Origin of the sequence: Nonomuraea sp. LP-02, assembly GCF_036289125.1 — a bacterium.
GTDB lineage: Bacteria > Actinomycetota > Actinomycetes > Streptosporangiales > Streptosporangiaceae > Nonomuraea > Nonomuraea bangladeshensis.
Genome location: NZ_JAXCLK010000001.1, coordinates 8,084,975 through 8,111,544 on the forward strand (window position 1 = coordinate 8,084,975; position 26,570 = coordinate 8,111,544).

General features: G+C 70.8%; 24 protein-coding genes, 1 tRNA gene and 1 riboswitch. Of the genes, 14 read left to right on the forward strand and 11 right to left on the reverse strand.

Features of this window, described 5'->3' with window-relative positions; translation table 11 throughout:
• The first annotated feature begins 50 nt into the window (after positions 1-50).
• From SMD20_RS37940 to SMD20_RS37955, 4 genes are all read left to right on the forward strand, one after another.
• Positions 51-575: a PadR family transcriptional regulator gene (locus SMD20_RS37940; protein WP_329590514.1), complete on the forward strand. Its 525-nt coding sequence runs from the start codon at positions 51-53 to the stop codon at positions 573-575.
• Positions 572-1,306, forward strand: a complete 735-nt coding sequence (locus SMD20_RS37945) for a siderophore-interacting protein (protein WP_329590516.1) — start codon at positions 572-574, stop codon at positions 1,304-1,306. Before SMD20_RS37940 ends, SMD20_RS37945 begins: the two co-directional genes overlap by 4 nt.
• Before the next feature lie 79 nt (positions 1,307-1,385).
• Positions 1,386-2,153, forward strand: coding sequence for a type I methionyl aminopeptidase (gene map / locus SMD20_RS37950; RefSeq protein ID WP_329590518.1), 768 nt, complete (start codon positions 1,386-1,388; stop codon positions 2,151-2,153).
• A gap of 203 nt (positions 2,154-2,356) precedes the next feature.
• A complete protein-coding gene (locus tag SMD20_RS37955; RefSeq protein ID WP_329590521.1) occupies positions 2,357-2,578 on the forward strand; it encodes a hypothetical protein in 222 nt (73 codons plus the stop codon).
• 309 nt (positions 2,579-2,887) lie between these two features.
• On the opposite strand, the gene dacB is transcribed toward SMD20_RS37955, so the two are convergent.
• The 4 genes from dacB to SMD20_RS37975 form a co-directional block, all read right to left on the reverse strand.
• Positions 2,888-4,432 (reverse strand): D-alanyl-D-alanine carboxypeptidase/D-alanyl-D-alanine endopeptidase, encoded by a 1,545-nt coding sequence (dacB, locus tag SMD20_RS37960; RefSeq protein ID WP_329590523.1) that lies wholly within the window; start codon positions 4,430-4,432, stop codon positions 2,888-2,890.
• A gap of 198 nt (positions 4,433-4,630) precedes the next feature.
• Complete coding sequence (locus SMD20_RS37965) at positions 4,631-5,182, reverse strand: DUF1707 and FHA domain-containing protein (protein ID WP_329590525.1); 552 nt, start codon at positions 5,180-5,182, stop codon at positions 4,631-4,633.
• 66 nt (positions 5,183-5,248) lie between these two features.
• Complete coding sequence (locus SMD20_RS37970; RefSeq protein ID WP_329590527.1) at positions 5,249-6,598, reverse strand: MFS transporter; 1,350 nt, start codon at positions 6,596-6,598, stop codon at positions 5,249-5,251.
• Between the two features lie 79 nt (positions 6,599-6,677).
• Complete coding sequence (locus SMD20_RS37975) at positions 6,678-7,532, reverse strand: hypothetical protein (protein ID WP_329590529.1); 855 nt, start codon at positions 7,530-7,532, stop codon at positions 6,678-6,680.
• A gap of 241 nt (positions 7,533-7,773) precedes the next feature.
• On the opposite strand from SMD20_RS37975, the gene serA reads away from it, so the two are divergent.
• Positions 7,774-9,363, forward strand: coding sequence for a phosphoglycerate dehydrogenase (gene serA, locus SMD20_RS37980; RefSeq protein ID WP_329590531.1), 1,590 nt, complete (start codon positions 7,774-7,776; stop codon positions 9,361-9,363).
• Positions 9,364-9,765: 402 nt separating this feature from the next.
• Here the strand turns inward: serA and SMD20_RS37985 are convergent, their stop codons facing one another.
• A complete protein-coding gene (locus tag SMD20_RS37985; protein ID WP_329590533.1) occupies positions 9,766-10,395 on the reverse strand; it encodes a C40 family peptidase in 630 nt (209 codons plus the stop codon).
• Positions 10,396-10,419: 24 nt separating this feature from the next.
• Positions 10,420-10,561, reverse strand: a riboswitch (cyclic di-AMP (ydaO/yuaA leader).
• Between the two features lie 112 nt (positions 10,562-10,673).
• On the opposite strand from SMD20_RS37985, the gene SMD20_RS37990 reads away from it, so the two are divergent.
• Both SMD20_RS37990 and SMD20_RS37995 read left to right on the forward strand, forming a co-directional pair.
• Positions 10,674-11,720: a 3-isopropylmalate dehydrogenase gene (locus SMD20_RS37990; RefSeq protein WP_329590535.1), complete on the forward strand. Its 1,047-nt coding sequence runs from the start codon at positions 10,674-10,676 to the stop codon at positions 11,718-11,720.
• 222 nt (positions 11,721-11,942) lie between these two features.
• On the forward strand, positions 11,943-13,040 hold the full coding sequence (locus SMD20_RS37995) for a branched-chain amino acid aminotransferase (protein WP_329590537.1): 1,098 nt from the start codon (positions 11,943-11,945) through the stop codon (positions 13,038-13,040).
• A gap of 21 nt (positions 13,041-13,061) precedes the next feature.
• On the opposite strand, the gene SMD20_RS38000 is transcribed toward SMD20_RS37995, so the two are convergent.
• On the reverse strand, positions 13,062-13,706 hold the full coding sequence (locus tag SMD20_RS38000) for an O-methyltransferase (RefSeq protein ID WP_329590539.1): 645 nt from the start codon (positions 13,704-13,706) through the stop codon (positions 13,062-13,064).
• A 62-nt stretch (positions 13,707-13,768) separates the two neighbouring features.
• Here SMD20_RS38000 and SMD20_RS38005 point away from each other — a divergent pair, with 62 nt between their 5' ends.
• A complete protein-coding gene (locus SMD20_RS38005) occupies positions 13,769-14,410 on the forward strand; it encodes a DsbA family protein (RefSeq protein ID WP_329590541.1) in 642 nt (213 codons plus the stop codon).
• Between the two features lie 189 nt (positions 14,411-14,599).
• Complete coding sequence (gene cimA, locus SMD20_RS38010; RefSeq protein WP_329590542.1) at positions 14,600-16,174, forward strand: citramalate synthase; 1,575 nt, start codon at positions 14,600-14,602, stop codon at positions 16,172-16,174.
• A gap of 22 nt (positions 16,175-16,196) precedes the next feature.
• Here the strand turns inward: cimA and SMD20_RS38015 are convergent, their stop codons facing one another.
• The gene (locus SMD20_RS38015) at positions 16,197-17,840 is read right to left on the reverse strand and encodes a heparinase II/III domain-containing protein (RefSeq protein ID WP_329590544.1); all 1,644 of its coding nucleotides are present in this window, start codon (positions 17,838-17,840) and stop codon (positions 16,197-16,199) included.
• Between the two features lie 106 nt (positions 17,841-17,946).
• On the reverse strand, positions 17,947-18,318 hold the full coding sequence (locus SMD20_RS38020) for an antibiotic biosynthesis monooxygenase family protein (RefSeq protein WP_329590546.1): 372 nt from the start codon (positions 18,316-18,318) through the stop codon (positions 17,947-17,949).
• Between the two features lie 117 nt (positions 18,319-18,435).
• Between SMD20_RS38020 and SMD20_RS38025 the strand changes: the two genes are divergently transcribed.
• Together SMD20_RS38025 and gltX are read left to right on the forward strand one after the other, a co-directional pair.
• The gene (locus SMD20_RS38025; RefSeq protein WP_329590548.1) at positions 18,436-19,212 is read left to right on the forward strand and encodes a fumarylacetoacetate hydrolase family protein; all 777 of its coding nucleotides are present in this window, start codon (positions 18,436-18,438) and stop codon (positions 19,210-19,212) included.
• 34 nt (positions 19,213-19,246) lie between these two features.
• On the forward strand, positions 19,247-20,587 hold the full coding sequence (gene gltX, locus SMD20_RS38030) for a glutamate--tRNA ligase (RefSeq protein WP_442942625.1): 1,341 nt from the start codon (positions 19,247-19,249) through the stop codon (positions 20,585-20,587).
• A gap of 55 nt (positions 20,588-20,642) precedes the next feature.
• Here gltX and SMD20_RS38035 read toward each other — a convergent pair whose 3' ends face one another.
• The gene (locus tag SMD20_RS38035; RefSeq protein ID WP_329590551.1) at positions 20,643-22,613 is read right to left on the reverse strand and encodes a M3 family metallopeptidase; all 1,971 of its coding nucleotides are present in this window, start codon (positions 22,611-22,613) and stop codon (positions 20,643-20,645) included.
• A 166-nt stretch (positions 22,614-22,779) separates the two neighbouring features.
• On the opposite strand from SMD20_RS38035, the gene SMD20_RS38040 reads away from it, so the two are divergent.
• Positions 22,780-22,851: transfer RNA gene (locus SMD20_RS38040), tRNA-Gln, on the forward strand.
• Positions 22,852-22,916: 65 nt separating this feature from the next.
• Here SMD20_RS38040 and SMD20_RS38045 read toward each other — a convergent pair.
• On the reverse strand, positions 22,917-23,519 hold the full coding sequence (locus tag SMD20_RS38045) for a hypothetical protein (protein WP_329590553.1): 603 nt from the start codon (positions 23,517-23,519) through the stop codon (positions 22,917-22,919).
• Positions 23,520-23,598: 79 nt separating this feature from the next.
• The gene (locus SMD20_RS38050) at positions 23,599-24,540 is read right to left on the reverse strand and encodes an alpha/beta hydrolase (RefSeq protein WP_329590555.1); all 942 of its coding nucleotides are present in this window, start codon (positions 24,538-24,540) and stop codon (positions 23,599-23,601) included.
• Between the two features lie 110 nt (positions 24,541-24,650).
• On the opposite strand from SMD20_RS38050, the gene SMD20_RS38055 reads away from it, so the two are divergent.
• Complete coding sequence (locus tag SMD20_RS38055; RefSeq protein WP_329590556.1) at positions 24,651-25,916, forward strand: sensor histidine kinase; 1,266 nt, start codon at positions 24,651-24,653, stop codon at positions 25,914-25,916.
• A complete protein-coding gene (locus tag SMD20_RS38060; RefSeq protein ID WP_329590558.1) occupies positions 25,913-26,533 on the forward strand; it encodes a response regulator transcription factor in 621 nt (206 codons plus the stop codon). The genes SMD20_RS38055 and SMD20_RS38060 overlap by 4 nt, the downstream gene beginning before the upstream one ends.
• The last annotated feature ends 37 nt before the right edge of the window (positions 26,534-26,570 follow it).

Sequence of the window (26,570 nt, forward strand, 5' to 3'; positions counted from 1 at the left end):
CTCCGGCGTTCTCTGTACGACGCTATATCGTTCGATATAGCATCCGACTCATGATGATGAACGCGCGCCGCGCTTCCGGCGGGTACGGACCCACCGGGCGCTTCTTCGGACCCGGCGAGCTGCGCCTCGCCGTGCTCGCGCTGATCGCCGAGCGGCCCGGCCACGGCTACGACGTCATGAGCCGCCTGTCCGACCGCTTCAACGGCACCTACGAGCCGAGCGCCGGCTCCATCTACCCCACGCTCCAGCTGCTGGAGGACGAGGGCCTGGTCCGCGTCGAGCAGGACGAGGGCCGCAAAGTCCACCACGTCACCGACGACGGCCGCCGAGCCGTCGAGGAGCAGGCCGACGAGATCGAGCGGCTGTGGGGCCGGGCGGCCAGCAGGGGCGAGTGGGGCATGTTCCGCGACCCCCAGGCCGCCGAGATCGTCGCCCCCGCCCTGCGCCTGGTGAAGGCCGCGGTCAAGGCGCTGGCCCACACCCACGGCGATCCGCAGGTGGTCGAGCGCATCCAGCAGATCTTCGTGGAGGCCCGCCGGCGCGTCGAGGAGCTGGACCCGAGGAGGGGGCGATGACCGCGACCAGGAAGAGCGTGGCCCGGCGGCTGCTCGGCCGCAGGTTCGCGGAGGGCGAGATCCTGGAGGTCGAGGAGGTGGCCCCGCGCATGCGCCGGATCAGGATCGGCGGCGAGGGCCTGGCCGCGCTCCCGTACGTGCCGGGCCAGCACGTACGCGTGCTCATCGGCGACGGCGGCGGCCTGGTGGGCGGGGCGCTGCGGACGTACTCGGTGTGGTGGTACGACCCGAGCTGGGAGGCCCTGGACCTGATCGGGCTCGACCACGGCGGCGACGCCCCTGGCGCCGTCTGGGTGCGTGCCGCCGCGCCCGGCCAGGAGGTCGTCTTCATGCGCCCCGAGGGCGGCTTCGTGCTGCGCGAGGACGCCCGCTACCACCTGTTCGCGGGGGAGGAGACGGCGTCGGTGGCGTTCGGGGCGATGCTGCGGGCCCTGCCGCCGGAGGCGGCCGCGTACGGCGCCGTGGAGGCCGAGCGGCCCGGCGACCACCTGGACCTGCCGCGGGAGCTGGCCCGGGTGTGCCGTGAGGGGGCCTCGGCGGCCGGCTCGCAGGTCCTGGTCGACGCCGTACGGGCGCTGGACCTGCCGGACGAGCCGGGCTTCGCCTACCTGGCAGGAGAGGCCCGCACGATCCAGGCGGTCCGCGCCCATCTGGTGGACGAGCGCGGCTGGAGCCGCAGGGACGTGCGTACGAAGCCGTTCTGGACGCCGGGCCGCCGCGGCCTCGACTGACGGCGCCCCTCGGTCTCCCGTCGATAAAAATACCGGTATAGTTATCGGCACGCCGACCGGTGAACGACGAGGAGGGGCCGTGATCGAGCTGAAGAGCGCCGGAGAGATCGACGCGATGCGTGAGGCGGGACGGGTGGTGGCCGCCGTGCACGCGGCGGTCCGCGACCAGGCCGCCGTGGGTGTGACGCTCAGGCGGCTCGACGAGGTGGCGCGGACCGTCATCGAGGAGGCCGGGGCCGGGGCGTCGTTCCTGGGCTACCACCCGTCGTTCGGCGCCACGCCGTACCCGGGGGTCATCTGCACCTCGGTCAACGGGACCATGCTGCACGGGCTGCCGACGGCCTACCGGCTGCGCGACGGCGACCTCATCAGCGTGGACTGCGGCGCGATCGTGGACGGCTGGCACGCCGACGGCACCGTGAGCTTCACCGTCGGCACGCCGCGCGCCGAGGACCTCAAGCTCATCCAGGTCGCCGAGGAGACGCTGGCCGCAGGCATCCGGGCTGCCGTGCCCGGCGGCCGGATGGGTGACATCGGCCACGCGATGTCCATCGTCGGGCGCGGCGCCGGCTACGGCATGCAGAACGACTTCGCCGGTCACGGCATCGGCCGGGCCATGCACGAGACGCCGTTCGTGCCGAACGAGGCCCGCGCGGGGCGGGGGCTGCGGCTGCGCCCGGGGCTGGTGATCGCGATCGAGCCGAGCCTGATGGCGGGCGGCGGCGACGACTACTACATGGCCGAGGACGGCTGGTCGGTGTGCTCGGGGGACGGCAGCCGCAGCGTTCACGTGGAGCACACGGTGGCCGTGACGGCCGACGGGCCGGTGGTCCTGACCCTCCCCTAGGCGCGGGTCAGTGAAGGGCCTGATGTCTCTCCGTAGCGCGCATGGTCTCGTCAAGGACGGCAGGGCCCGGCATCGCTTCGCTCGGCTCAGGGGTTTGCCCTGGTCAAGGGTAAGATCGCTGGCGTTTGGTGGAAGAGGCCGTAGGGCAGATCTCCTCCCGGCAGCTACGGAGAGTAGTGGATAGGTATCAGAGGAGATACGAAATGTACAGAGCAGGACTTGTCCTTGCCGGCCTCGTCGGCGGGATGGTTGTGTTCGGCGGCTCCGCGCTGGCGGCAACCAGTGGCTATGGCCCCGGCGGCTACGGCCCCGGCCATGGCCCCAGTTATGAGTGGGAGAGCGGCCAGTTCAACAACTTCGGCGACGACCGTGACCTCCTCGACCTGGACCTCCTGAACGGCCTCCTGGGCCAGGCGCTCAGCTGACGCCCGTACGAGTCGTAAGCAGGGGCCCATCCTGAGGATGGGCCCCTTCGCTGTGTCCGGTGGGCGGGCCCGGCCGCGGTCCTGTGTGCGGGGGGAGGCGCGGCCGAGCCCGCAGGGAGGGGAGCGCCGTGGGCGTGCGGTGGGTAACCGGCTCAAGGGTGAGGCCGGTGAAGGCCCGGGCGCTCCCGTGGTCCTCGGTGGGCTGTCCTGGGAAGGGATTCTGGTTCTCGGATGTCGGCCATGTCCTGAAAAGTTGGCCGATATCTGGAGCTCCAGGTAAACCCGAGTGGCCCCCTGGGCGTCAGGGGATCAGCACTGGACGGGCTTCAGCCACGAGCACTCCAGGTCGCCCGCCTGCCCCTCGGCCGCCGAGCGGAGCTGGGCCGGGGCGTCGACGGCGGCGGCGCGGGTGAACTGCGCGAGCCGTACCGCGATCTTGTCCTCGATGTCCTTCGGCGAGCCCGACAGGTACTGGTTCAGCATGATCGAGAAGACCAGCGGCTCGCCGTCGGCGCTGGTGACGTAGCCCGACAGCGACGTCACGCCGGTCAGGGAGCCGGTCTTCGCGTGCACGTTGCCCGCGGCGGGGGTGCCCCGCATCCGGCTGCGCAGGGTGCCGCCCACGAAGCGGTCGGCGTTGCCGGCGATGGGCAGGGCCGCGTACCAGGTGTCGAACCACGGCTTGCCCCGTACGGCGGTCAGGAGCTGGACGATCGAGCCGGGCGAGAACCCGTCGCGGCGCGACAGCCCGGAGCCGTCCCGCATGTTGATGACCTGCACGCCGTTCGCCTTGGCGAAGTCGGTGGCGACCTTGAGACCGGCCGCCCACGTGCCCTGGCCGGCGACCTTGCGGCCCATGGCCTTGGTGAGGATCTCGGCGTGGATGTTGTTGCTCAGCTTCATGAAGGGCACCAGCAGCTCGCCCAGCGTCATCGACTCGTGCCGGGCCAGCTCCTTGGCCCCGTCGGGCGCGGCCCCCGTCGCGGTCGCGCCGAGCACCTTCACGCCGTGCTTGGCGAGCGACGCCCGGAACAGCGTGGAGACGTAGGCGGTCGGGTCGTCCACCGCCACCCACTCCTGGTACGGGTCCGCCACCGTGCCGGTGATGACGACCGTACGGGTGCCGTGCTGGCGCTCGATGAGCACGTCGGTCTCGGCGCCCGCCGTGGCCTTGTTGACGATCTTCAGGTAGTCGGTCTCGGGCATCGTGGAGACCTTGACCTTGCCGCCGTCGGCGGCCACGGAGACGATCACCGATCCGGCGTCGTAGTCGCGGTCGGGCGAGGCGGTCAGCGCGGAGATCGGGGCCGCGTAGTAGGCGGTCTCGTCGTCCCAGGCCCAGTCGTTGCCGAGCCGCTGGGAGTCGAACCAGGTGTCGTCGGCCACGAGGCGGCCGGTGACGACCTTGACGCCGGCCGCGGCGACCTCGGCGGCGAGGGCGTCGTAGTCCTCGGCCAGCATGGTCGGGTCGCCGGTGCCGCGCAGCACGAGGTCGCCGGCGAGGACCGAGCCCGCCTTGCGGCCCGTGCCGAGCACGGTGGTCGGGAAGCGGTAGTCGAGGCCGAGCGTTTCGGCCGCGGCGGCCGAGGTGAACAGCTTGGTGTTGGACGCCGGAATGAGCTGCTTGCCGGCGTCGGTGGCGTACAGCTCCTCGCCGGTGGAGGCGCTCTTCACCACGACGCCCGCGCGGGCGATGGTGAGCCGGGAGTCGCTGAGTATCTGGTTGAGGTCCTGGGTGAGGTCGGCCACGCCGGCCGAGGGGTCCAGGGCGACGGCGGGTGAGGACGGGCTGGACGCCCACGCGAGGGACGCGACGAGCGCGCCCGCGACGAGGGAGGCTGAGGTGCGCCGCATGGGGTCTCCAAGAAGACTGAGGGATCGCCTGAGAGCATGGATCAGCGCAGACAGCCTGTAATCCGCAAAATTCCGTATTTATCGATCAGGCTCGGTCGGCGCTCAGCCGGTGGCCCGCTCAGCCGCTCAGCCGGTGGCCCGCTCAGCCGCTCAGCCGGTGGCCCGCTCAGCCGCTCAGCCGGTGGCCCGCTCAGCCGGTCAGCCGGTCGGCGCGCCGGACGTCAGCAGGAAGCCGCAGTCGCCGAAGGAGACCTCGTCGCCCGGCGTCACCCGCGCCGGCCCCACGAGCCGCCAGCCGTTGAGCCGGGTGCCGTTCAGCGACCCGAGGTCGACCAGCACCCACCGGCCTTCGTCGTCGCGCCGCAGCTCGGCGTGGACCCGGGAGACGGTCAGGTCGGACAGCACGAGGTCGCAGGCCGAGCCCCGTCCCACGACGTAACGCACCCGTTCGTCGTCGGGCAGCGCGAGCCGGGGCAGCCGGGGCCGCCGCCAGGCGGACTGCAGCTTGGTGGTGAACTCCGACACCGACGACACCGCGTCGGTCAGCCGCTGCCGTAACGTGGGCCGCCGCGGCAGGTCGGCCACCAGCTCGTCGAGCTCGTGCTGACTGCGGGCGCGCAGCGCCTGGTCGACCCGGCCGACGAAGGTGTCGTGGGAGATGCGGCCCTCCACCGCGCGGACCTTGAGCTCGTCGATCGCACGGTCGCGTTCCCCGTCGGAGGCGCGGAAGGGTGGATGGGTCGAGCTCATGTAGCGAGTATCGGCCTCAACCTCGGCTCGTGTCCAGAATACGCCGAATCGGGTGCCACGCTGGGTTCAGGCGTCCGCGGGCGGCGCCACGGGAGGCGTGAGCCGGTACTTCAGCGTCACCAGCACCGACGCGAAGATGATCAGCGCGGGGATGGCGGTCTGCCCGATCAGCACGGCCGTCACGGCGCTGTCCGGCTGCTGCACGGGAGTGTCCGGCTGGGACTCGACGAAGCCGCCGAGCGACAGGATGACACCGAAGATCAGCGCGCCGAACGAGCTGACCCCGTTCTCGATGGCCGTCCAGAGCCCGGTGAGCACGCCCGCGCGGCGCTTGCCGGTCTCGGCGGCGTCCACGGCGATGACGTCGGCCAGCATGGAGAACTGCAGCAGCTGCAGCCCGGCGTACCCGACGCCGACGAACAGGATCGTCACGTGCGCCCACAACGACCCGAACAGCGGCGTGGCCATGGCCGCCGCCGTCCCCGCCGCGAACAGCGAGGCCGCCAGCACCATCGCCCCGCGCTTGTCGAAGCGCCTGGCGAGGCGCACCCACAGCGGCATGGTCAGCAGGATCGGGCCCACGAGCGCGGCGAAGAGCGTCTGCGTGGCCTTGGGATCGCCGATCGTGTACGTGGCGAAGTACGGCGCGGCGGCCAGCATCATGCTCACCGCCAGCATCTGCGTGCAGGCCAGCACGGTCAGCCAGAGGAACGGCCGGTTGCCCCTGATCGCGGCGAGCTGCTCGCGCCAGTTGCCCCGGTCGGCCTCCGGCGCGCCGGTCATGGGGGCGCGGGCGGTGCCGAAGAAGGAGCCGAGCATGGCGAGCAGCAGGATGACCGCGATGGTGAGCGCCATCGTCCGGTAGCTGCCCAGCGTCCCGTGCTCGCCCTCGCCGGTGGCGATGGCGGGGGCGAGCACGCCGCTGATCGCGGTGGCCACGCCGATGAAGACCATGCGCCACTGCAGCAGCGAGGTGCGCTCGTGGTAGTCGTGCGTCATCTCGCCGGGCATGGCCTTGTACGGCACCTCGAACAGCGCGTACGCCGTCGCCGTGGCGAGGAAGCACACCGCGACGTAGGCGGCGGCGGGCACCCCCGTCAGCGGCGGCCCGGCGAAGACCAGGAAGAACGCGACCGGCAGCGTGCAGGCCCCGGCGAGCAGCCAGGGCCGGCGCGGCCCCCAGCGCGAGACGGTCCGGTCGGACCAGCGCCCGACCAGCGGGTTGATGACGAGGTCCCAGATCTTGGGCGCGGTGACCACCACGCCGGCCAGCCACGCGGGCACGGCCAGGAAGTTGGTCATGTAGTAGAGCAGCAGCAGTCCGGGCACGGCGTTGACCGTGGCCGTGCAGAAGGAGCCGACCCCGTAGCCGAGGCGCACGCCCCGGGGAACCGTGGCCGCGACCGGTGTGATCATCCCCACATTAGAGCCGAGCAACGGCTTGTTTGGGGAGACCCCATTCGACCGGCGGCGGGGGAGAACCCGCCGCCGCCGGTCAGTCGTGCACGTCGGCGCACACCACGTGCGCGCCGATCTCGATCATCCGCTGCTCGCTGCGCGCGTCGGCCACCCGGGCCATGAGGATCGGCGCCCCGCTGGCCGCGAACTGCGGCAGCCGGGCCCGCACCAGGCGGTGCAGGTCGCGTACGACGTCCTCGGCGGCCGACATGTGGACCTTGACGTGCAGCATGATCCCGGTGGCCCCGGACGCGGTGCTCGCCTCGGAGATCCACACGTGGTGCACGAGCGGGAAGTCCACGAGCAACTGCGCGATCGCCTGCCGCAGGGCGGGCAGGATGGGATGGGCGCACCGGCGGTAGCCGGGATCCACCTGCTGCATCGGGCCCGACAGATGCGGCCTGGGCGCGGGCACCCACGGGAACGACGGCGCCTGCGGAGCCGGCGGGGCGACCTGGGCCAGCGCGGCACCCCGCGACACGGTGGCCATCGCGCCCGTCGCGTAGGCGGCGGGCGCCGCCCCCGACAGGACGGGCGTGGGCCCGGTCCGCGTCGTGGTGAGGAAGCGCTGGAGATCGTCGATGGGCACGGCCGCGGCGGCTGGTCCGGCCGCGTCGATCACGATCTCCCGCACGCCCGTGACGCGCTGGATGTCCAGGATGGTGTCGGCGTCGCACGCCGACAGGGAATGGCTGCCACGGTGCCGGGCGTAGGTGGTCGCGCTGGTGTAGCCCAGCAACACGCGGTCCCCGGCCTGGGTCGTCCCGAGGACGACCGAACGGTCAGGGCGCACTGCCACCAGGACGCCACCGTCGGCGAGAGCGCCCAGCAGCCGGTGGGGCGTGCCATGCTGGGCGAGAACGTCGGCAAGCGCAGGATTCCCGATGCTCATATGACGAACCATAGGTAGTCGGCCACGGCTTATCAGGCTAATGGCGAATAAATCTCCCGATCAAGACGAAGATGGCCCCGGGATGGGTGACTTTCTCCTCTACCGGGTAGCCGCCGCCCGTCTCACATGGTGGGTCCTTCGTGAATGCGTTCACAAGCGGCGGTTAGACTCGGTAAGACCGCCGGGGGATCCGTGGACGTGTCCCCCTCATGACTCGCCGGAAGCCCCTAAGGATCCACCTGTGAACAAGCCCGTCGTACTGGTCGCTGAGGAGCTGTCCGAGGCCGGCCTCGCCGTTCTCGGCGCCGATTTCGAGGTCCGCCACACCGACGGCGCCGACCGTTCCCAGCTCCTGCCCGCCCTCGCCGACGTGGACGCCCTCATCGTGCGCTCCGCGACGCAGGTCGACGCCGAGGCCATCGCCGCGGCGCCCAAGCTGCGCGTGGTCGCCCGGGCGGGCGTCGGGCTCGACAACGTCGACGTCGAGGCGGCCACCAAGGCCGGTGTCATGGTCGTCAACGCGCCGACCTCCAACATCACCAGCGCCGCCGAGCAGACCGTCGCCCTCATCCTGGCCAGCGCGCGCAACACCGCCCAGGCGCACGCCGCGCTGAAGAACGGGGAGTGGAAGCGGTCCAAGTACACCGGCGTCGAGCTGGACGAGAAGGTCGTCGGCATCCTCGGCTTCGGCAAGATCGGCCAGCTCGTGGCGCAGCGGCTGCAGCCGTTCGGCGTCGAGATCATCGCCTACGACCCCTACCTGCCGCCGGCCCGCGCCGCGCAGCTCGGCGTCAAGCTGGTGAGCCTCGACGAGGTGTTCAAGCAGGCCGACTTCATCACCGTGCACCTGCCGAAGACCAAGGAGACCCTCGGGCTCATCGGCGACGAGGCGCTGCACAAGGTCAAGCCGAGCGTGCGCATCGTCAACGTCGCCCGCGGCGGCATCGTGGACGAGGCCGCGCTCTACTCCGCGATCAAGGAGGGCCGCGTCGCCGGCGCCGGCCTCGACGTCTTCGCCAAGGAGCCCTGCACCGACAGCCCGCTGTTCGAGCTCGACCAGGTCGTCGTCACCCCGCACCTCGGCGCCTCCACCCACGAGGCCCAGGAGAAGGCCGGCACCCAGGTCGCGCGGAGCGTGAAGCTGGCGCTCGCGGGCGAGTTCGTGCCGGACGCGGTCAACGTCCAGGGCGGCGCCGTCGCCGAGGACGTCAAGCCGGGCCTGCCGCTGGCCGAGAAGCTGGGCCGGGTGTTCACCGCGCTGGCCGGCGAGGTCGCCACCAAGCTCGACGTCGAGGTGCGCGGCGAGATCGCCTCCCAGGACGTGCGGGTCATCGAGCTGGCCGCGCTCAAGGGCGTCTTCGCCGACGTGATCGAGGAGCAGGTCACCTACGTCAACGCGCCGCTGCTGGCCAAGGACCGCGGCGTCGCCGTCGAGCTGATCACGAGCTCCGAGAGCCCCGACTGGCGCAACGTGGTGACCGTCCGCGGCGTGCTGGCCGACGGCCGCCAGGTCTCGGTGTCAGGCACGCTGTCCGGGCCCCGCCAGATCACCAAGATCGTCGAGGTCAACGGCTACGAGATGGAGATCGAGCCGACGGCGCACCTCGCGTTCTTCACCTACGCCGACCGTCCCGGCATCGTGGGCGTGGTCGGCCGCCTGCTCGGCGAGCACGGCGTCAACATCGCCTCCATGCAGGTGGCCCGCGACGTCAAGGGCGGCAAGGCGCTCATCGCGCTGACCGTCGACTCGGCGATCCCGGCCGACATCGTCGACCAGATCGTGGCCGAGATCGGCGCCGAGAGCGGCCGTTCGGTGGACCTGGAGGACTGACACTCCCCGCCTCGCGCGAAAGGCCGCCGCCCGGACCGGGCGGCGGCCTTTCGTTGTCTCAGCATGCGGGATGCTAGGACATCCAACGAGATTCCTCGGTTAACGTGGAAGTACATGCGCCAGGTGCTCGTACTCATTACCTGCCGCGGCGAGGCCTGTTAGGGCAGGTCGGCGACTCGCCGCGGTGAACGGCGTCGCGTCGGCCGGTAAGTCCCTCCCGTCAGTAACGCCTCCTCGCGAAACGAGTTGACGATCATGTACGAGATGTACGCCTATAACCGTGCCGAAGACCACAAGGACGAGGCCGCCGAGGCCCTGCAGACCGCGCTGGACCGCCGCGACAACGGCGGCGCCCCGCAGGAGTCCGGCCGGTAGGGCCCCGGCTCGCATCGGAGACGCCGGTCAGAGCACCGACGCGACGGGCATGGGCGGTGCAGGCTCCTTCTGCTGCTTCGCCCACTCCCGCACGCCCTTGCGGTCGGGCCGTACGGCGCCGACGAAGGCGCTCCTGCGCCAGCTCGACAGCTTCTCCTCCTTGATGACGTCCCCGGTGCGGGGCGCGTGCACCATGTAGCCGGGCCGGGAGATCATCCCGACGTGGCCGAGGTTGCTGAAGAAGGCCAGGTCACCGGGCTTGAGGTGGTCCCAGGAGACCTTTTTGTCGAACGCCGCGTACTGGTCATTGGTGACGCGGGGCAACTGGATCCCCGCCTTCTGGTACGCCCGGAGCATGAGCCCCGAGCAGTCGTATCCGCCTGGGCCGGTCCCGCCCCATAGGTACGGGATGCCCTGTTTTTTCAGGGCGAAGTTCAGCGCGATCTTCCAGGCGGGCCTGCTCTGCCTGTCCCGGATCTTCTTGAGTTCCGGACCGGTGAGCGTGGTGGTGAGTGCGCGCTGGTCGAGGGTTTCGGCCTTGGGCACGCGGTCAGGGTTGGTCTGTGCGGTTTTGGTCTGGTCGGGCTTGGTCTGGCTGGGGGTGGATGCCTGGGCAGGGGAGGCGAGCACGGCGAGGCCGGTCGCGCCCGCCGCCACGAGAATGGCGATGCGAGACAGGGGACTGTCCTTCCATACGGCCGACCGGGTTAGCTGACGGGCTCGGGCTTGGAAGCAGCCCTACGGCGCGTGCCGATTCGCCCCAGGGGGAAAGTGGGTCCCCGGCTCCACGCGAACCGCCGCGTGGATTAGGCAGGGCACGGACGCTAACGAATCAGTCAAAAGATCGCAAACCTTCACAAATCGGACTTCTGGGAAACAGTCCGAAAAATGAGACCGAGTGTTCGTCAGGCGAGACGAGCCGGTAAGGTACCGGCATGGAGTCGCGTAACATCCGCTTGGCCGTCATCCCCGGCGATGGCATCGGCACCGAGGTCGTCACCGAAGGGCTCAAGGTCCTCGAAGCCGTCGGCACGAAGATCGAGCCCACGCACTACGACCTGGGCGCGGCGCGATACCACCGCACCGGCGAGACGCTGCCCGACTCGGTGCTGCAGGAGCTGCGCGGCTACGACGCGATCCTGCTCGGCGCGGTGGGCGACCCCAGCGTTCCCCCGGGCATCCTGGAGCGCGACCTGCTGCTGCGGCTGCGCTTCGAGTTCGACCACTACGTCAACCTGCGCCCGGTCAAGCTCTTCCCCGGCGTCGAGACCCCGCTGGCCGACACCGCGGCCGAGGACATCGACATGATCGTGGTCCGCGAGGGCACCGAGGGCCTCTACGCGGGCACCGGCGGCGCCATGCGGCGCGGCACGCCGCACGAGATCGCCACCCAGGAGTCGCTCAACACCGCCTACGGCGTCGAGCGCGTCGTCCGCTACGCCTTCGACAAGGCCCAGAGCCGCCCGCGCAAGAAGCTGACGCTGGTCCACAAGACCAACGTCCTCACCTTCGCCGGCGACCTGTGGCAGCGCACGGTCAACCGGGTGGCCGAGGAATACCCCGAGGTCACCACCGACTACTGCCACATCGACGCGGCGTCGATGTTCTTCGTGACCCAGCCGGGGCGCTTCGACGTCGTCGTCACCGACAACCTGTTCGGCGACATCATCACCGACCTCGGCGCGGCCATCGCGGGCGGCATCGGCCTGGCCGCGAGCGGCAACATCAACCCCGAGCGCACGGCGCCCAGCATGTTCGAGCCGGTGCACGGCAGCGCCCCCGACATCGCGGGCCAGGGCAAGGCCGACCCGACCGCCACCATCCTGTCGGTCGCCATGCTCCTCGACCACCTCGGTCTGAGCGCCGAGGCGGCCAAGGTCGAGCAGGCGGTCGCCGACGACATCGTCGAGCGGCTGACCGGCTGGACCGGCCGCACCACCTCGCAGATCGGCGACGACATCACCGCGCGAGTATCCAGCTAGGGCCGCCTAGCCTCCCCACGCGCCTGGCGGTCCGCACCTGGATCGCCAGGCGCTTTTTGCTGTCCAAGCGGCCGAATCGCCCAACGACAGCTTGTCATCCCATATGGCGAGACAATAGGAAGTACTAGCTGCCTTCGGGCAGGGCTGCCGCGCCGTAGCGGGTCCACGGACCCTCAGGATTCGGTAGATTTTCGCGAAATCGCAGAGAGAAGGACCAGCGTCATGACCATCGCTCAGAAGCTCAGCTTCGACGTGCAGCTATCCGACCACGCTCGCACCGCGGCCGAGCGGGAGCAGGTACTGACGAACCCCGGTTTCGGGCAGTCCTTCACCGACCACATGATCACGATCGACTACACCGAGGGCCGCGGCTGGCACGACGCCCGGCTGACGCCGTACGGGCCGCTCTCGCTCGACCCGGCCACCGCGGTCTTCCACTACGCGCAGGAGCTGTTCGAGGGCCTGAAGGCGTACCGGCAGGCCAACGGCTCCATCGTGATGTTCCGCCCGTACGCCAACGCCGCCCGCTTCAACCGCTCGGCCGCCCGCATGGCCATGCCCGAGCTGCCCGAGGAGACGTTCGTCGAGTCGCTCGAACTTCTCGTCCGCACCGACGAGGAGTGGGTGCCGACCACCGAGGGGCACAGCCTCTACCTGCGGCCCTTCATGATCGCCACGCAGGCCGGGCTCGGGGTCAACTACCCGTCCAGGACCTACACGTACATGGTCATCGCCTCGCCGGCGGCTTCGTACTTCAGCGGTGGCGTCAAGCCCGTCTCGGTGTGGCTGTCCACCGAGTACACCCGGGCCGCCCCCGGCGGCACCGGCTTCGCCAAGTGCGGCGGCAACTACGCCGCCGCCTTCGTCGCCCAGCGCCAGGCCGTCGAGAACGGCTGCGACCAGGTCGTGTGGCTGGACGCCCAGTCCCACGAGTACGTCGAGGAGATGGGCGGGATGAACCTGTTCTTCGTCTTCGGCAACAAGCTCGTCACGCCCGCCCTGACCGGCACCCTGCTCCCCGGCATCACCCGCGAGTCGATCCTGGAGCTGGCCGGCGACCTCGGCCTGGAGACCGAGGAGCGGCTCGTCTCGGTCGACGAGTGGCAGTCGGCGTGCGAGTCGGGCGACCTGACCGAGGTCTTCGCCTGCGGCACGGCCGCCGTGGTGACCCCGGTCGGCTCGGTCAAGGGCGCCGACCGGGCCTGGACGGTCGCCGACGGCACGCCCGGCCCGGTGACGATGCGGGTGCGCGAGGAACTGGTCGGCATCCAGTACGGAGCCCGCCCCGACGCGCACGGCTGGGTCCACAAGATCGCCTGACCCCGGGGACCCGCGCCCGTCTCAGTGCTTGGTGATCAGCGTCATGCCGTCGGCGACCGGCAGCATGAGCACGCTCACCCGCGGGTCCTCGATCACCAGGTCGTTGAACTGGCGGATCTCCACCGTGGTCGGCTCGTCGTGGGACGGGTCGGCCACGTGCCCGCGGCGCAGCGTGTTGTCGGCGATGAGCAGCCCGCCCGGCCGCATGCGCTCGATCAGCAGCTCGTAGTAGCCGGGGTAGTTGCCCTTGTCGGCGTCCACGAAGGCCAGGTCGACGGTCTGGTCGAAGCCGGCGAGGGTGTCGAGCGCCGGGCCCAGGGTGAGCGTCACCCGGTCGGCCACCCCGGCCTCCGCCCAGTAGCGGCGCGCGATCGAGGTCCACTCCTCGCTCACGTCGAAGCAGTGCAGCCGGCCGCCGCGCAGGCCCCGGGCGATGCAGATCGACGAGTAGCCGGTGAACGTGCCCACCTCCACGGCCACCTGGGGGGCCATGACCTGGGTGATCATCGTGAGGAACGTGCCCTGGTCGGGGGAGATCTGCATCCCCGCGCTGTCGCCGGTGACCTCCATGGTCTCCTGGGCCAGTCGCTCCAGCAGGGGGTCGGGCTTGGTCGAGTGCTCGTACACGTAACGCGCCACGGCCGGGGTCAGGAGGTGTGCCTTCATACGGCCATTGTTTCCGTTCCGGTAGGGTCTGCGCGATCGACAAGCTGAGAGTGGGCGAATGTATGAAGCGGTTGGTGGCGGTCGTGGTCGCGTGCGCGGCGATCGCGGCGCTCGGTGTGCTGGCCTTTTCCGAGCCGGGCGAGAGCTCGGCCGAGGTGCGGCTGACCCGTCAGCTCGACGGGTCCATGGTGCTGGCGGACCGCGGCGGCGACGCCCCCGTCCTGGACGTTTACGAAGATTTTGACTGCCCGGTCTGCAAGGACATGCACGCCAAGGTGGATCCGACCATCCAGCGGCTGGCCCGGGAGGGCAAGGTCAAGGTCGTCTTCCACGCCGTGACGATCTTCCGCGACGAGCCCATGCGCTCCAACTCCATCCGCGCCGCCGCGGCCGCGCGCTGCGTCCCCGAGTCGAGCTGGCTGGCCTTCCGCGACGAGCTGTACGCCATCCAGCCCGCCCCGCACGGCGTGGCCTCGGGCTTCACCGTCGAGGAGCTGGTCCAGGCGGCCAGGAAGGCGGGCGCGCAGGTGGACAGCTGCGTACGCGACCAGTCGTACGCCGAGTCGCACCTGACCGAGACCGCGAAGGTCCGGCTGGAGGGCACGCCCACGCTGCTGCTGGACGGCAAGCTGCTGGGCGGCGAGGCGTTCGACCCACAGGCTCTGGAGCGTGCCATCACGGGCGGCGTCGGCGTCACCGTGTAGGCGTCCGAGCAGTGAGATCCTTGTGCCGAATGGTGGAAACGTATGGCAGACTGATGAGCACCATGTTCTACGGTCTGCTCATTATCGGCAGGCGCGCTGGCTGACACAGGGACACCGCCAGCGCGCAGACCTCTCACGTCCGTGAGGGGTCTTTTTGTTTTCCAGGGATCTCCAGAAGGAAGAAGCTCAATGGCCGATGACCGGTTCCACGTGTATGACACGACACTGCGTGACGGCGCGCAGCAGGAAGGGCTCAACCTGACCGTCGCCGACAAACTCGCCGTCGCGCGTCACCTGGACGGACTGGGCGTCGGCTTCATCGAGGGCGGCTGGCCCGGAGCCAATCCCAAGGACACCGAGTTCTTCAGGCGTGCTCGGACCGAGCTCGACCTGAAGCACGCGCAGCTCACCGCGTTCGGCGCGACCCGCCGGGCCGGGGTGAAGGCCGCCGACGACCCACTGGTGGCCGCATTGCGCGAATCCGGCGCGCCGGTCGTGACCCTTGTCGCCAAGAGCCACGACCGGCATGTCGAACTGGCCCTCCGCACCACGCTGGAGGAGAACCTCGCGATGATCCGCGACACGGTCTCCCACCTGCGTGCGGAGGGCCAGCGGGTCTTCCTCGACGCCGAGCACTTCTTCGACGGCTACAAGTCCAACCCGGCGTACGCGCTGGAGGTGCTGCGCACGGCCGCCGAGGCCGGCGCCGACGTCGTCGCGCTGTGCGACACCAACGGCGGCATGCTCCCCGACGAGCTGGCCGACATCGTCCACGAGGCCGTACAGGCCGGGGCCAGGGTCGGCATCCACTGCCACGACGACACCGGCTGCGCGGTCGCCAACACCCTCGCCGCGGTCCGCGCCGGCGCCACCCACGTGCAGGGCTGCGCCAACGGCTACGGCGAGCGCTCGGGCAACGCCAACCTCTTCACCGTCGTCGCCAACCTGCAGCTCAAGCGCGGCTTCGACCTGGTGCCGCAGGCCGCGCTCGCCGACATGACGCGCATCGCGCACGCCATCACCGAGGTGACCAACGTCACCCCCAACTCGCACGCCCCCTACGTCGGCATGTCCGCCTTCGCGCACAAGGCGGGCCTGCACGCCAGCGCCATCAAGGTCGACCCCAACCTCTACCAGCACATCGACCCCGCCGCCGTCGGCAACGACATGCGCATGCTGGTCTCCGACATGGCCGGCCGCGCCTCCGTCGAGCTCAAGGGCCGCGAGCTGGGCTACGAGCTGACGGGCGAGCACACCAAGGCGCTGGTCGAGCGGGTGAAGGAGCTGGAGTCGCGGGGCTTCACCTTCGAGGCCGCCGACGCCTCCTTCGAGCTGCTGCTGCGCGACACCGTCAACGGCGAGCGCAAGCGCCACTTCGAGGTGGAGTCCTGGCGGGTCATCGTCGAGCGCACCAAGGGCGGCGAGCTGGTCAGCGAGGCCACCGTCAAGGTGCACGCCAAGGGCGAGCGCATCGTGGCGACCGGCGAGGGCAACGGCCCCGTCAACGCCCTCGACAAGGCCGTCCGGCTGGCCCTGGAGCAGCTCTACCCCGAGCTGGCCAAGGTGGAGCTGGTCGACTTCAAGGTCCGCATCCTCGAGGACACCCACGGCACCGACGCGGTCACCCGCGTGCTCATCACCAGCAGCGACGACACCGGCGAGTGGGCCACGGTCGGCGTCGCCGAGAACATCATCGACGCCTCCTGGCAGGCGCTGGAGCAGGCGGTCACCTACGGCCTGCTGCGCGCCGGCCGCGACTGCTGAGGCAGGTAGGCGGCCCCAGAGGTCAGAGCAGGCGGGCGGAGAAGGAGACCCCTTCGACCGTCACCTTACCGCCGGAGCACGACACCTTCGGCGCGTCCGTCCCCGGCACGACCACCGTCAGCAGGGACTTCGCCGCAGGCGAGACCACCACCGTGGTCGCCTGCCTCGACAGGTAGGTCGGCGACACCCAGCCGAGCTTCCCGCCGCGCTCCACCCGCTGCCCGCTCACCTTCCCGCACGACGGCGAGAGCTGCAGCAGCGTGACCTTGAACTTGCCGTCGGCGAGCACGACCTTGCCGCCGCCGTTCGAGACGACCTTGAGCGACGGGTCGAACCGCCACAGGTTCCTCACCTGCTTGCCGCCCCCGGCGGTGTCGAGCACCGCCATCAGGTCCTCGCCGTGGTTGACCAGCACCGACCGCGTACGGCTCACGCCATAGGCGTCGTCCGTCACCCGGAACGCCTGCCGGTCGTCGCCGAGCGAGGACTTCGTCAGCCGCGAGGAGGTGCGCGGCCGGAACTTCGCCCCGACCACCGTCGGCACGTTGTGCGCCTCGGGGGAGAGCGTCCAGTAGCGGTAGGCGCTCTTCTCGTAGGAGTGGAAGCCGGCGTCCACGAGGATGTCGCGGCCCTGCGCGTAGTAGGTGACGCCCAGGTGGTCCTCGTGGCCGTGGAACTTCATCCCCGGCCCGAACCTGATCGAGTAGTACGCCGAGTCCTGCTTGTCGAAGGCCGTCCGGCCGAACACGTAGCCCGCCCGGTAGACCTTGACCTTCTGCTTCGGCGTGCCGGTCTCCATCTTCGGCTCGGTCTCGGCGCTGCCGTCGCCGAGCGGCGCCATGTAACCGTTCGGCATGGTGGCGTGCGCGATGAAGTCCTTCAGCGCCTCGGCGCGGGTGGAGATCTCGCCGGGGACCTTGCGGCCGCAGGACTTCATGTTCGTCATCGCGACCTGGAGGCGGCCGTAGACGTAGACGGCGTACCGGGGCGCCTGCTCCATCAGCGCGCCCTGGGCGTCCACGTCCAGCTTGACGGTGCCGGTCAGGCGCCTGGACGCGAGGTCGGACCAGTCCTTGCGGCCGTAGCGGCAGCCGATGCCCATGAGCGCGATGTCCTGGTCGATGCCGTGGTTGTGGCCCTTCTTGTACAGGGCCGGGTCGGCGAGCAGCTTGGCGTGCACGGCCAGGCTGTCCTTCAGCCAGGAGTCCTTGACGTGCTCGCTCAGGCACAGCAGCGGCTGCGTGCGCAGCGAGACCGGGTGGTCCTTCCAGACGTAGGGCTTCGTGCCGCGGGCGCCGTACTTGTTGTGCGCCACCCAGTCCTTGGCGAGCTCCGTCGCGCGGTCGAGGTAGCGCCGCTCGCCGGTGTTCTCGTACTCGACGACGAGCGTGCCCAGCCAGCGCAGCGACTGGAAGACGAACTCCCACGAGCGGTTCTTGTACGGGCTCGCCCCCCAGTCGACCTTCTCACCCAGTTTGTACGCCGGCAGCCCCACCAGCGAGATCTCGCCGCCCATGACGTCCGCGGCGGTCGGCGAGCCGGGCAGCCAGTCGCCCTGGCACGCCGCGGTGCGCGCCACCTTGCCGTCCTGAGCCGCGTGCGCCGGTGTCCCGGCCAGGCCGCCGAGCGCGAGCGTGAGGGCAAGAGGGATCGCGAGGCGGCGCACGCCAGTTCCTTTCAGCACGAACCAGGACACACAAGCTTGAGGCGGGACATGCTTTCGCGTGCGCGATCATCCGGTCAAGCCGAGTGCCCGATTCGTTAACCGCCCCCTACGCCTTGGGAGTGGCGCTCTCGACCACCTCGAACGTCCACAACTCGGACCCGCTGGCGGCCGGACCCTGGCCGTGACCGTGCCCATGCCCGTGACCCTGAGCGCCCTCGGCTTGCTGGGCGGCCTCGCCGGCGGCGCGTGCGTGGCCGCGGGCGAACTCCTGGCTCTGCTGCCACGCCTCGAAGTCCGCCTCGCTCCGCCAGCGCGTGTAGACGAGGTAGCGCTCGGTCCCGTCCACCGGCCGCAGCAGCTCGAACCACTCGAACCCGTCCGCGGACTCCACCATCCCCGCCCGGCCGGCGAACCGCCGTTCGAGCTCCTCCCGCATCGCGGCCGGCACGGTCAGCACGTTGATCTTCACGACGGACATGGGAAACCCCTCTCGTCAGCGCCCCTGCGCAGGTCAGGGGTCCAGGCTAACCCGTCGCACGGGACCCGCGCGGGGCAGGTGAACGGACTCCCACGGCGGCGGCGATAGCCTGGACGGGTGCGTATAGCGAGGTTCTCCACAGGCGAAGGCGTGTCGTTCGGCGTGGTCGAAGGCGGTCCCGGCGAGGAGTTCGTCTCCACCGTCGCCGGTCACCCGTTCAACCAGGTGCAGTTCACCGGCGAGCGCCACCCGCTCAGCCAGGTCAAGCTGCTGGCCCCGATGCTGCCGAGCAAGGTCGTCGCCATCGGCAGAAACTACGCCGAGCACGCCCAGGAGATGGGCAACGAGGTGCCCGAGGAGCCGCTCATCTTCATGAAGCCGTCCACCTCGGTGATCGGCCACGGCGAGCAGATCGCCTACCCGGTCAACCTGTCCGACCGCGTCGACTACGAGGGCGAGCTGGCCGTGGTCATCGGCCGGCTGTGCCGCGAGGTCCCGGTCGAGCGGGTCAAGGACGTCATCTTCGGCTACACCTGCGCCAACGACGTGACCGCGCGCGACCTGCAGAAGAAGGACGTGCAGTTCACCCGGGCCAAGAGCTTCGACACCTTCTGCCCGCTCGGGCCGTGGATCCAGACCGACCTCGACCCGAGCGACCTGGCCCTCACGACCACGGTCAACGGCGAGGTGCGCCAGAGCGGCCGCACCACCCAGCTCATCCACGACATCCCCGCGCTGGTCGCCTACGTCAGCGCGGTCATGACGCTCATCCCCGGCGACGTCATCCTGACCGGCACGCCGGCCGGCGTCGGCCCGCTCCAGGTCGGCGACGAGGTCAGCGTCGGCATCGAAGGCATCGGCACACTCACGAACAAGGTGGTCTCCCGTGACTGACGTACGGGTCAGGTTCGCCCCGTCCCCCACCGGCATGTTCCACGTCGGCGGCGCCCGCACGGCGCTGTTCAACTGGGCGCTGGCCGAGCAGTCCGGCGGCCGCTTCGTGCTGCGCATCGAGGACACCGACGCCTCGCGCAACCGCCCGGAGTGGACCGAGGGCATCATCTCGGCGCTCGACTGGATCGGTGTCAACGGCACCAACCCGGCCTTCGAAGGGCCCTACTTCCAGTCGGCGTACGAGCCGCAGCACCGCGAGGCCGTGGCCAAGCTGCTCGCCGACGGCCGCGCCTACTACTGCGACTGCACCCGCGAGGCGCTGGTCGCCCGCACCGGCTCCGAGCACCGCGGCTACGACGGCCACTGCCGCGAGCGCGGCCTGACCGAGGGCGCGGTCCGCTTCCGCACCCCCGACGAGGGCGTGACCATCGTGTCCGACCTCATCCGCGGCGAGGTCGAGTTCCCCAACGAGGCCCAGGAGGACTTCGTCATCGCCCGCACCGACGGCTCGCCGCTCTACGTGCTGGCCAACGCGGTCGACGACATCACCCAGAACATCACCCACGTCGTACGCGGCGAGGAGCACCTGGGCAACGCGGCCAAGCAGATGCTGCTCTGGCCGGCCCTGGGCGCCAACCCGCCGGTGTGGGCGCACCTGCCGGTGATCGTCAACGAGCAGCGCAAGAAGCTGTCCAAGCGCCGCGACAAGGTGGCCCTGGAGGACTACCGCGCCGAGGGCTACCTCGCCGAGGCCATGGTCAACTACCTCATGCTGCTCGGCTGGGGCCCCGGCGAGGACCGCGAGATCATGCCGTGGTCGGAGATGGTGCCGCTGTTCCGGCTGGAGGACGTCAACTCCTCCAGCGCGTTCTTCGACGAGAAGAAGCTGCGGGCCTTCAACGGCGAGTACATCCGGGCGCTGCCGCTGGAGACGTTCGAGGAGCGCTGTGCCCCCTACCTGGAGGACGGCTGGGACCGCGAGCTGTTCAGCAAGGTCGCGCCGCTCGCCCAGACCCGCATCGGGGTGCTGTCGGAGATCCGGCAGAACGTCGACTTCCTCTTCCTCGACGAGCCGGTGTTCGACCAGGCGTCCTGGGACAAGGCGATGAAGAACTCCCCGGTGGAGATCATCTCCGGCTACCTGGCGCGGCTGGAGCTGGTGAGCTGGGACCCAGAGTCGCTGAAGGAGGCTCTGGAGGAGGTCGGCGCGGCCCACGGGCTCAAGCTGGGCAAGGCCCAGGCGCCGGTGCGGGTCGCCGTGACCGGCCGCACGGTGGGCCTGCCGCTGTTCGAGTCGATCGAGGTGCTGGGCCGCGAGCGCACCCAGGACCGCCTGCGCGCCGCCCTGGCCCGCCTCGGCGCCGTCGGCGTCTGAACCGTGCCCGCCGGGCGACCCGCTCCTGTGGCGGGCCGCCCGGCGGGGCCCGGCGTCAGTCCAGGCCGCGCCGCTTCAGCAGCGGCTCGATGCGCGGCTCGCGCCCCCGGAAGTTGCGGAAGGCGCTCAGCGGGTCGAGGCTGCCGCCCCGCGACAGCAGCTCACGGCGGAAGTGCTCGCCGTTCTCCCTGCGCAGCCCGCCGTTCTCCTTGAACCACTCGACGCTCTCGGCGTCCAGCACCTCGCTCCAGATGTAGGAGTAGTAGCCGGCGCTGTAGCCGCCGGCGAAGATGTGCGCGAAGTAGTTGGTGCGGTAGCGCGGGCGCACCTGCGGCACGGCGATCCCGGCCCGCTCCAGCGCCGCCGCCTCGAACGCCTCGGCGTCCGCCACCTCCTCGCCGGCCGCGAGCCGGTGCCAGGCCCAGTCGAGCAGCGTGGCGGCGAGATATTCGACGGTCTTGAAGCCCTGGTTGAACGTCTCGGCCGCGGTCAGCTTCGCCACCAGCTCGGCCGGCATCGGCTCGCCCGTCTCGTGGTGCCTGGCGTAGTTGGCCAGCACCTCGGGCCAGGTCACCCACATCTCGTTGACCTGCGAGGGGTACTCGACGAAGTCGCGCGGCACGGAGGTGCCGGACACGCGCGGGAAGCGCACCTTCGAGAACAGGCCGTGCAGGGCGTGCCCGAACTCGTGGAAGGCGGTCGTGACCTCGTCGTAGGTGAGCAGCGTCGGCCCCGAGGCGGGCTTGGTGACGTTGAGGTTGTTCAGCACCACCGGCCGCAGCCCGAACAGCAGCGACTGGTCCACCAGGTTGTTCATCCACGCGCCGCCGCGCTTGTTCGCCCGCGCGTACGGGTCCAGCAGGAACAGCCCGAGCGCGGAGCCGTCCTCCTCGAACACCTCGAACGCCTTCACGTCCGGGTGGTAGCCGGCCAGGTCGGGCCGCTCCTCGAAGGTGACCCCGTACAGCTTGCCGGCCGCGAAGAAGATGCCGTCGCGGTAGACCCGCTCCAGCTCGAAGTACGGCCGCATCGCGCTGTCGTCGAAGTCGTAGCGGGCCTTGCGCACCTGCTCGGAGTAGTAGGGCCAGTCCCACGGCTCGATCGGGAACCCGGCCTGCGCGGCCAGCTCCTCGGCCTCCCGCCCGGCGTTGCGCACGGCCGGGCCGACGAGTTGGCCGAGCATCTCCTCGACCGCCTCGACGGTCTTGGCCGTCTGGTCGGCCACCACGTAGGAGGCGTGGTCGGGGAAGCCGAGCAGCGCCGCCCGCTCGGCGCGCAGGGCCGCCATCCTGGCCGCGATCGTGAAGTTGCCCGGCGCGCGGCCGACGCTCAGCTCGAACAGGCGGCGGCGCACGTCGCGGTTCGTGAGCTGGGAGAGCGCGGGCTGGGCGGTGAAGTTGAGCAGCGGCAGCGCGTACGTGCCGTCGTCCTGGCGCAGCGAGTCGATCTTGGCCTGGTCGAAGCCGTCCAGCTCGGCCGGGTCCTTGACCACCAGCGCGGCCTCGGTGGCCGCCTTGAGCAGCGCCTGCGCGAACTCGGTGGACAGCCGCGACAGCTCCTCGTTGAGCTCGCGCAGCCGGGCCTGCTCGGTCTCCGACAGGTCGGCGCCGGCCCTGATGAAGTCCTCGCGGTATTTCTGCAGCAGCCACGCCTCCTCCGGGTCGGAGGTGGTGACCTGCTTGATGCGCCCCCACAGCGCCCGGTCGAGCCGGATGCTGTCGCTGTGCCGGGTCAGCTCGGGAGAGATCTCCTTCTCGATCTCCATGATGCCGTCGCTGGAGTTGGAGGAGGCGATGCTGAAGAAGGCCGTGGCCGTGCGGTCGAGGATGCGCCCCGACCGTTCGAGCGCGGCGATCGTGTTGTCGAACGTCGGCGGCTCGGCGCTGCCGGCGATCGCCTGGACCTCCGCCAGCTGCTCCGCCATGCCGCGCCGGAAGGCGGGCAGGTAGTGCTCCTCGCGGATCTCGGCGAAGGGCGGCAGCTCGTACGGCAGGTCACTGGGGGCGAAGAAGGGGTTCTCTGCCAAAGCTCGGGCTCCTCCACGTGGTGTTTTGTCCCCCACAGCTTGGCACGGCCGCGCCCCCGCCGCGCCCGGCGGTCACTCCGTCCGGCAATCGTTTTGGTCTTACCCCCGGAGCTGGGCTATTCTTTCGGACGTCGCCAAGCGCGCTCCACGGAGCTCGTGACAGCGGTGGGGTATGGTGTAATTGGCAGCACGACTGATTCTGGTTCAGTTAGTCTAGGTTCGAGTCCTGGTACCCCAGCAAGGCGTCACCTGCGGCGGGAGTCTCACAGAGACCCCCGCCTTGATTGTTTTTCCGGACTTTTCTCAGGGCTCGATCGGGCGCGCGACCGTGGCGTACTGATAGATCGTGTCGCCGTTCTCGTCGCCGAAGTGCCTGCGTCCCGTCATGACCTCGCCCGGGTTCGCCCGCGAGTCGTGCTTGCTCTCCCTGTACGTCTGCGACCAGCGCTTGTTGAGCAGCGCCACCGGCTTGCCCTGCCAGGTGAGCAGCGAGAAGTAGGCCGACGTGAGGCCGTTCTCGTCGCCGTCGTGCTCGCGGCCCACCATGGCGTTGCTCTCCGGCGCCTCGAACCACGAGTAGGTCTCGTGGTCGACCTGCTGGTAGCGATAGGAGGACACGGTGACCTGCACGTTGTTGATGTAGATCCGGCCGCACCGGTACGTGGTCCAGCCGTTCTCGTCCCCGGTGTGCGAGCGCCCGATCAGCACCTCACCGGACGGGCAGAAGAACTTGCTGTCGTTCTCCTTCATGGTCGCCGAGTATCCCTCGACGATCTGGATGTCGTCGGCCGCCGCGGGCGCGGCGGGGACCAGGGCCAGGGCCAGGACGGCTGACGCCGCGGTGACAAGCGCTCTCCTGAACACGATCACGTCCTTCTGGGTCGATCGCGCCGGTCTCTCCGGCACGACGCACACGGTGGCCCATACCGGTGCAGCCACACTTGGAAGTGACCTGTGGCAGACAAGATCCGCAGGCCGCAGCCCGTCACCGCGCCAGCTTGTCCAGGATGTCGCTGATCTGGCGGTAGTCCTTCGAGGTCGGGGCGTGGGAGGTGTCCACGGTGAAGACCTTGAACCGGTTGCCCGGCGTGGCGGCGTCCGCCTCCCTGATCATGCGGTCCTGGAGCGCGAGCGGGATCACCCGGTCACGGGAGTGCCGGATGTAGACGCGCGGCACCCGCCCCCAGGCGTCCGGGCGGCCACGGGCGTCCGCGCCGGACACCAGCAGGCTCTCGTCGGGCAGCAGCGTGTTCAGCATGGCCAGCAGCTCCCCGTCGGTCCCGCCGGCCATGTACGCGGCCTTGGCGGCCGCCAGGAACGCCGGGTCGTTCGTCCGCCAGTTCACCCGGATCGCGCCCAGCTCGCGGGGGTCGCCGACGATCGCGCCGAGCACGCTGCCCGCCAGGCTGCCCGCGTTCTCCGGCGTCTCGATGTACTCGGCCGGGGAACGCAGCCCCGTGCAGCAGAAGGCGGCGTCGTAGACCAGCAGGTCGACGAGGTCGGGCACGGCGTCGGCGGCCTTCGTGACGGTGGAGCCGCCGAGGCTGCCGCCCACCAGCACCACCCTGCCGTGCCGCGCTGCCCGGCGTACGGTGTCCACCGTGGCCGCCACGTAGTCGTCCAGCGTGACCCGCGCCACCGGCGAGGGCAGCGCCGCCAGCGTCTCAAGGTCCTGCGGCGCCTGGTAGGCCACGTGGAACTGCTCCTCGGGACCGTGCCCCGGCAGGCTCACGCCCACCGAGCGGTGTCCGCGCAGCGTCAGCTCGGCGTCGGCGGAGGCCACGCCGTTCGAGCCGGTCACGAAGACGAACGTGGTCACCTCCTTGCCCCGCCGGGGCGGCCCGCCCGCCATCGCGGCGGCCTGGACGCCGAGCGCGCCCGCGACCGTGGCCAGCTGGAACGTCTTCCTTCGTGTGGGATCGCTCATGTCCCCGATCGTCGCCCGCGCGGACCCGGCGCCACATCGCCCGGCCGGCTCCGCGATCAGCGGAGGGCGCGTATCCACCGATCGGTGGATGCCGTGCCAGGCTGGAGGGCATGAGCCGGCTTGACGGGCGCGAACGGTGGGTCTTTCTGGGGCTCGCGTACGCGTTGCTCGCGATCTCCGCGACCGCCGCCGCCCTCACAGGCACGAGCGGCGGCGACGCGGGGCCGCCGTCGTGGCTGCCGTCGTGGTTGTCCTCGGGGCCGTCCGCCGGCGCGGTGTGGCCCGTGCTCGCCGTGGCCGCCGCCGGCTGGGTCGCGCCGGTCGCCTGGCTGCACCCGCGCCGCGACCGGCGTCGCGTGCTCGTCGTCGGCCACTACCTCGTCCTCGTGGCCCTCGCGGGGGCGCTGACGGCCGCGCACGCCGCCTTCGCGGTGTTCGCCGCGATCGGCTATCCGCTCGCCCTCGCGCTGCTGCCGTCCCGGCTGGTGATGGCCGGGGTGACGGTCACCGCCGTCGTCGTCGTGGCCGCCCAGGCGGCCCCCGGCGACCGTGCCGCGCTGCTCACCGTGGTCGCTGGCGTCGCCCTGCCCCTGGCCGTCGCCGGCTGGTACGTCGCCGCCGAGCACGACAAGCGCCGCCGCCTCGTCGAACGCCTGCGCGCCGCCATGGACGAGAACGCCTCCCTGCACGCCAGGCTGCTCGACCAGGCCAGGCACGCGGGCGTCCGCGACGAGCGGCACCGGGTGGCCGGCGAGCTGCACGACACCCTGACCCAGGACCTCGTCGCGCTGATCCGCCAGCTCGACGCCGCCGCCGGCACCACCGGCGAGGAGGCCGGCCGCCACCTCGGCCAGGCCGCCACGCTGGCCCGGCGCGGGCTGGCCGAGGCCCGCCGGTCGGTGCACGCGCTGCGTCCCGGCCCGCTGGAGCGGTCGAGCCTGCCGGAGGCGCTGGAGCGCATGGCCGCGTCCTGGTCGCGGATGTCGGGAGTGCCGCTGGCCTGCGAGGTCACCGGATGGCCGGTCGCGCTGTCCGCCGACCTGGAGGCCACCCTGTTCCGCGTCGCCCAGGAGGCCCTGGCGAACGTCGCCAAGCATGCGGAAGCCACCAGGGCGGCCCTGACCCTGTCGTACACGGACGATCTCGTGCTCTTGGACATCCGGGATGACGGAGCCGGTTTCGATCCGCAGGCGGCCACTGACGGCTTCGGGCTCGACGGCATGCGACAGCGGGTCCGGGCCGCCGGCGGCACCCTGGAGATCGAGTCGCAGCCGGGCGCGGGCACCGCGATCGCCGCCGCCATCCCTGCCCTGCCCACCGCAGTTCACCCCTCCCAGGCCGATGAGACGATGGCGGGCGGAGGGGAGGACTCATGACGCCACCCGTGCGGGTGCTGGTCGCCGACGACCACCCGATCGTGCGTGACGGCCTGCGCGCGGCCCTCGGCCCCGGCTCCGGCGTGGAGCTCGCGGGCGAGGCGGCCGACGGGGAGCAGGCCGTGCGCCTGGCCGCCGAGCTGCGTCCCGACGTCGTGCTGATGGACCTGCGCATGCCCGGCCTGGACGGCGTCGCCGCCATCCGGCGCATCGCCGGCACCGGCCCCCGGGTGCTGGTGCTGACCACGTACGACACCGACGTGCTGCCCGCGCTGGAGGCGGGCGCCCACGGCTACCTGCTCAAGGACGCCCCGGCCGGCGAGCTGGTCCGCGCGGTGCTGGCCGTGCACCGGGGCGAGACCGTGATCGCGCCCGCCGTCGCCGGCCGGCTGGCCGAGCAGGTACGCAAACCGTCCAGAGGCGCCCTGAGCAGGCGCGAGCTGGAGGTGCTGCGGCTGGTGGCCGGGGGAGCGACCAACAAGGAGGCGGCGGCCGCGCTGTTCATCAGCGAGGCCAGCGTCAAGACGCATCTGCTGCACGTGTACGCCAAGCTCGACGTCCGCGACCGGGCGGCCGCCGTGAGCGAGGGCTACCGGCGCGGCCTGCTCACGGCCTGACCGCCGGAAAGGGCGTACGGAGCGCTGTTAAGCGGTT

What these genes read in the sequence shown, in the direction of transcription:
- SMD20_RS37940 (WP_329590514.1), top strand. Translation starts at nt 51, where the DNA reads ATGATGATGAACGCGCGCCGCGCTTCCGGCGGGTACGGACCCACCGGG.
- SMD20_RS37945 (WP_329590516.1), top strand. Translation starts at nt 572, where the DNA reads ATGACCGCGACCAGGAAGAGCGTGGCCCGGCGGCTGCTCGGCCGCAGG.
- SMD20_RS37955 (WP_329590521.1), top strand. Translation starts at nt 2,357, where the DNA reads ATGTACAGAGCAGGACTTGTCCTTGCCGGCCTCGTCGGCGGGATGGTT.
- dacB (WP_329590523.1), bottom strand. Translation starts at nt 4,432, where the DNA reads ATGCGGCGCACCTCAGCCTCCCTCGTCGCGGGCGCGCTCGTCGCGTCC.
- SMD20_RS37965 (WP_329590525.1), bottom strand. Translation starts at nt 5,182, where the DNA reads ATGAGCTCGACCCATCCACCCTTCCGCGCCTCCGACGGGGAACGCGAC.
- SMD20_RS37970 (WP_329590527.1), bottom strand. Translation starts at nt 6,598, where the DNA reads ATGATCACACCGGTCGCGGCCACGGTTCCCCGGGGCGTGCGCCTCGGC.
- SMD20_RS37975 (WP_329590529.1), bottom strand. Translation starts at nt 7,532, where the DNA reads ATGAGCATCGGGAATCCTGCGCTTGCCGACGTTCTCGCCCAGCATGGC.
- SMD20_RS37990 (WP_329590535.1), top strand. Translation starts at nt 10,674, where the DNA reads ATGGAGTCGCGTAACATCCGCTTGGCCGTCATCCCCGGCGATGGCATC.
- SMD20_RS37995 (WP_329590537.1), top strand. Translation starts at nt 11,943, where the DNA reads ATGACCATCGCTCAGAAGCTCAGCTTCGACGTGCAGCTATCCGACCAC.
- SMD20_RS38000 (WP_329590539.1), bottom strand. Translation starts at nt 13,706, where the DNA reads ATGAAGGCACACCTCCTGACCCCGGCCGTGGCGCGTTACGTGTACGAG.
- SMD20_RS38005 (WP_329590541.1), top strand. Translation starts at nt 13,769, where the DNA reads ATGAAGCGGTTGGTGGCGGTCGTGGTCGCGTGCGCGGCGATCGCGGCG.
- cimA (WP_329590542.1), top strand. Translation starts at nt 14,600, where the DNA reads ATGGCCGATGACCGGTTCCACGTGTATGACACGACACTGCGTGACGGC.
- SMD20_RS38020 (WP_329590546.1), bottom strand. Translation starts at nt 18,318, where the DNA reads ATGTCCGTCGTGAAGATCAACGTGCTGACCGTGCCGGCCGCGATGCGG.
- gltX (WP_442942625.1), top strand. Translation starts at nt 19,247, where the DNA reads ATGTTCCACGTCGGCGGCGCCCGCACGGCGCTGTTCAACTGGGCGCTG.
- SMD20_RS38050 (WP_329590555.1), bottom strand. Translation starts at nt 24,540, where the DNA reads ATGAGCGATCCCACACGAAGGAAGACGTTCCAGCTGGCCACGGTCGCG.
- SMD20_RS38055 (WP_329590556.1), top strand. Translation starts at nt 24,651, where the DNA reads ATGAGCCGGCTTGACGGGCGCGAACGGTGGGTCTTTCTGGGGCTCGCG.
- SMD20_RS38060 (WP_329590558.1), top strand. Translation starts at nt 25,913, where the DNA reads ATGACGCCACCCGTGCGGGTGCTGGTCGCCGACGACCACCCGATCGTG.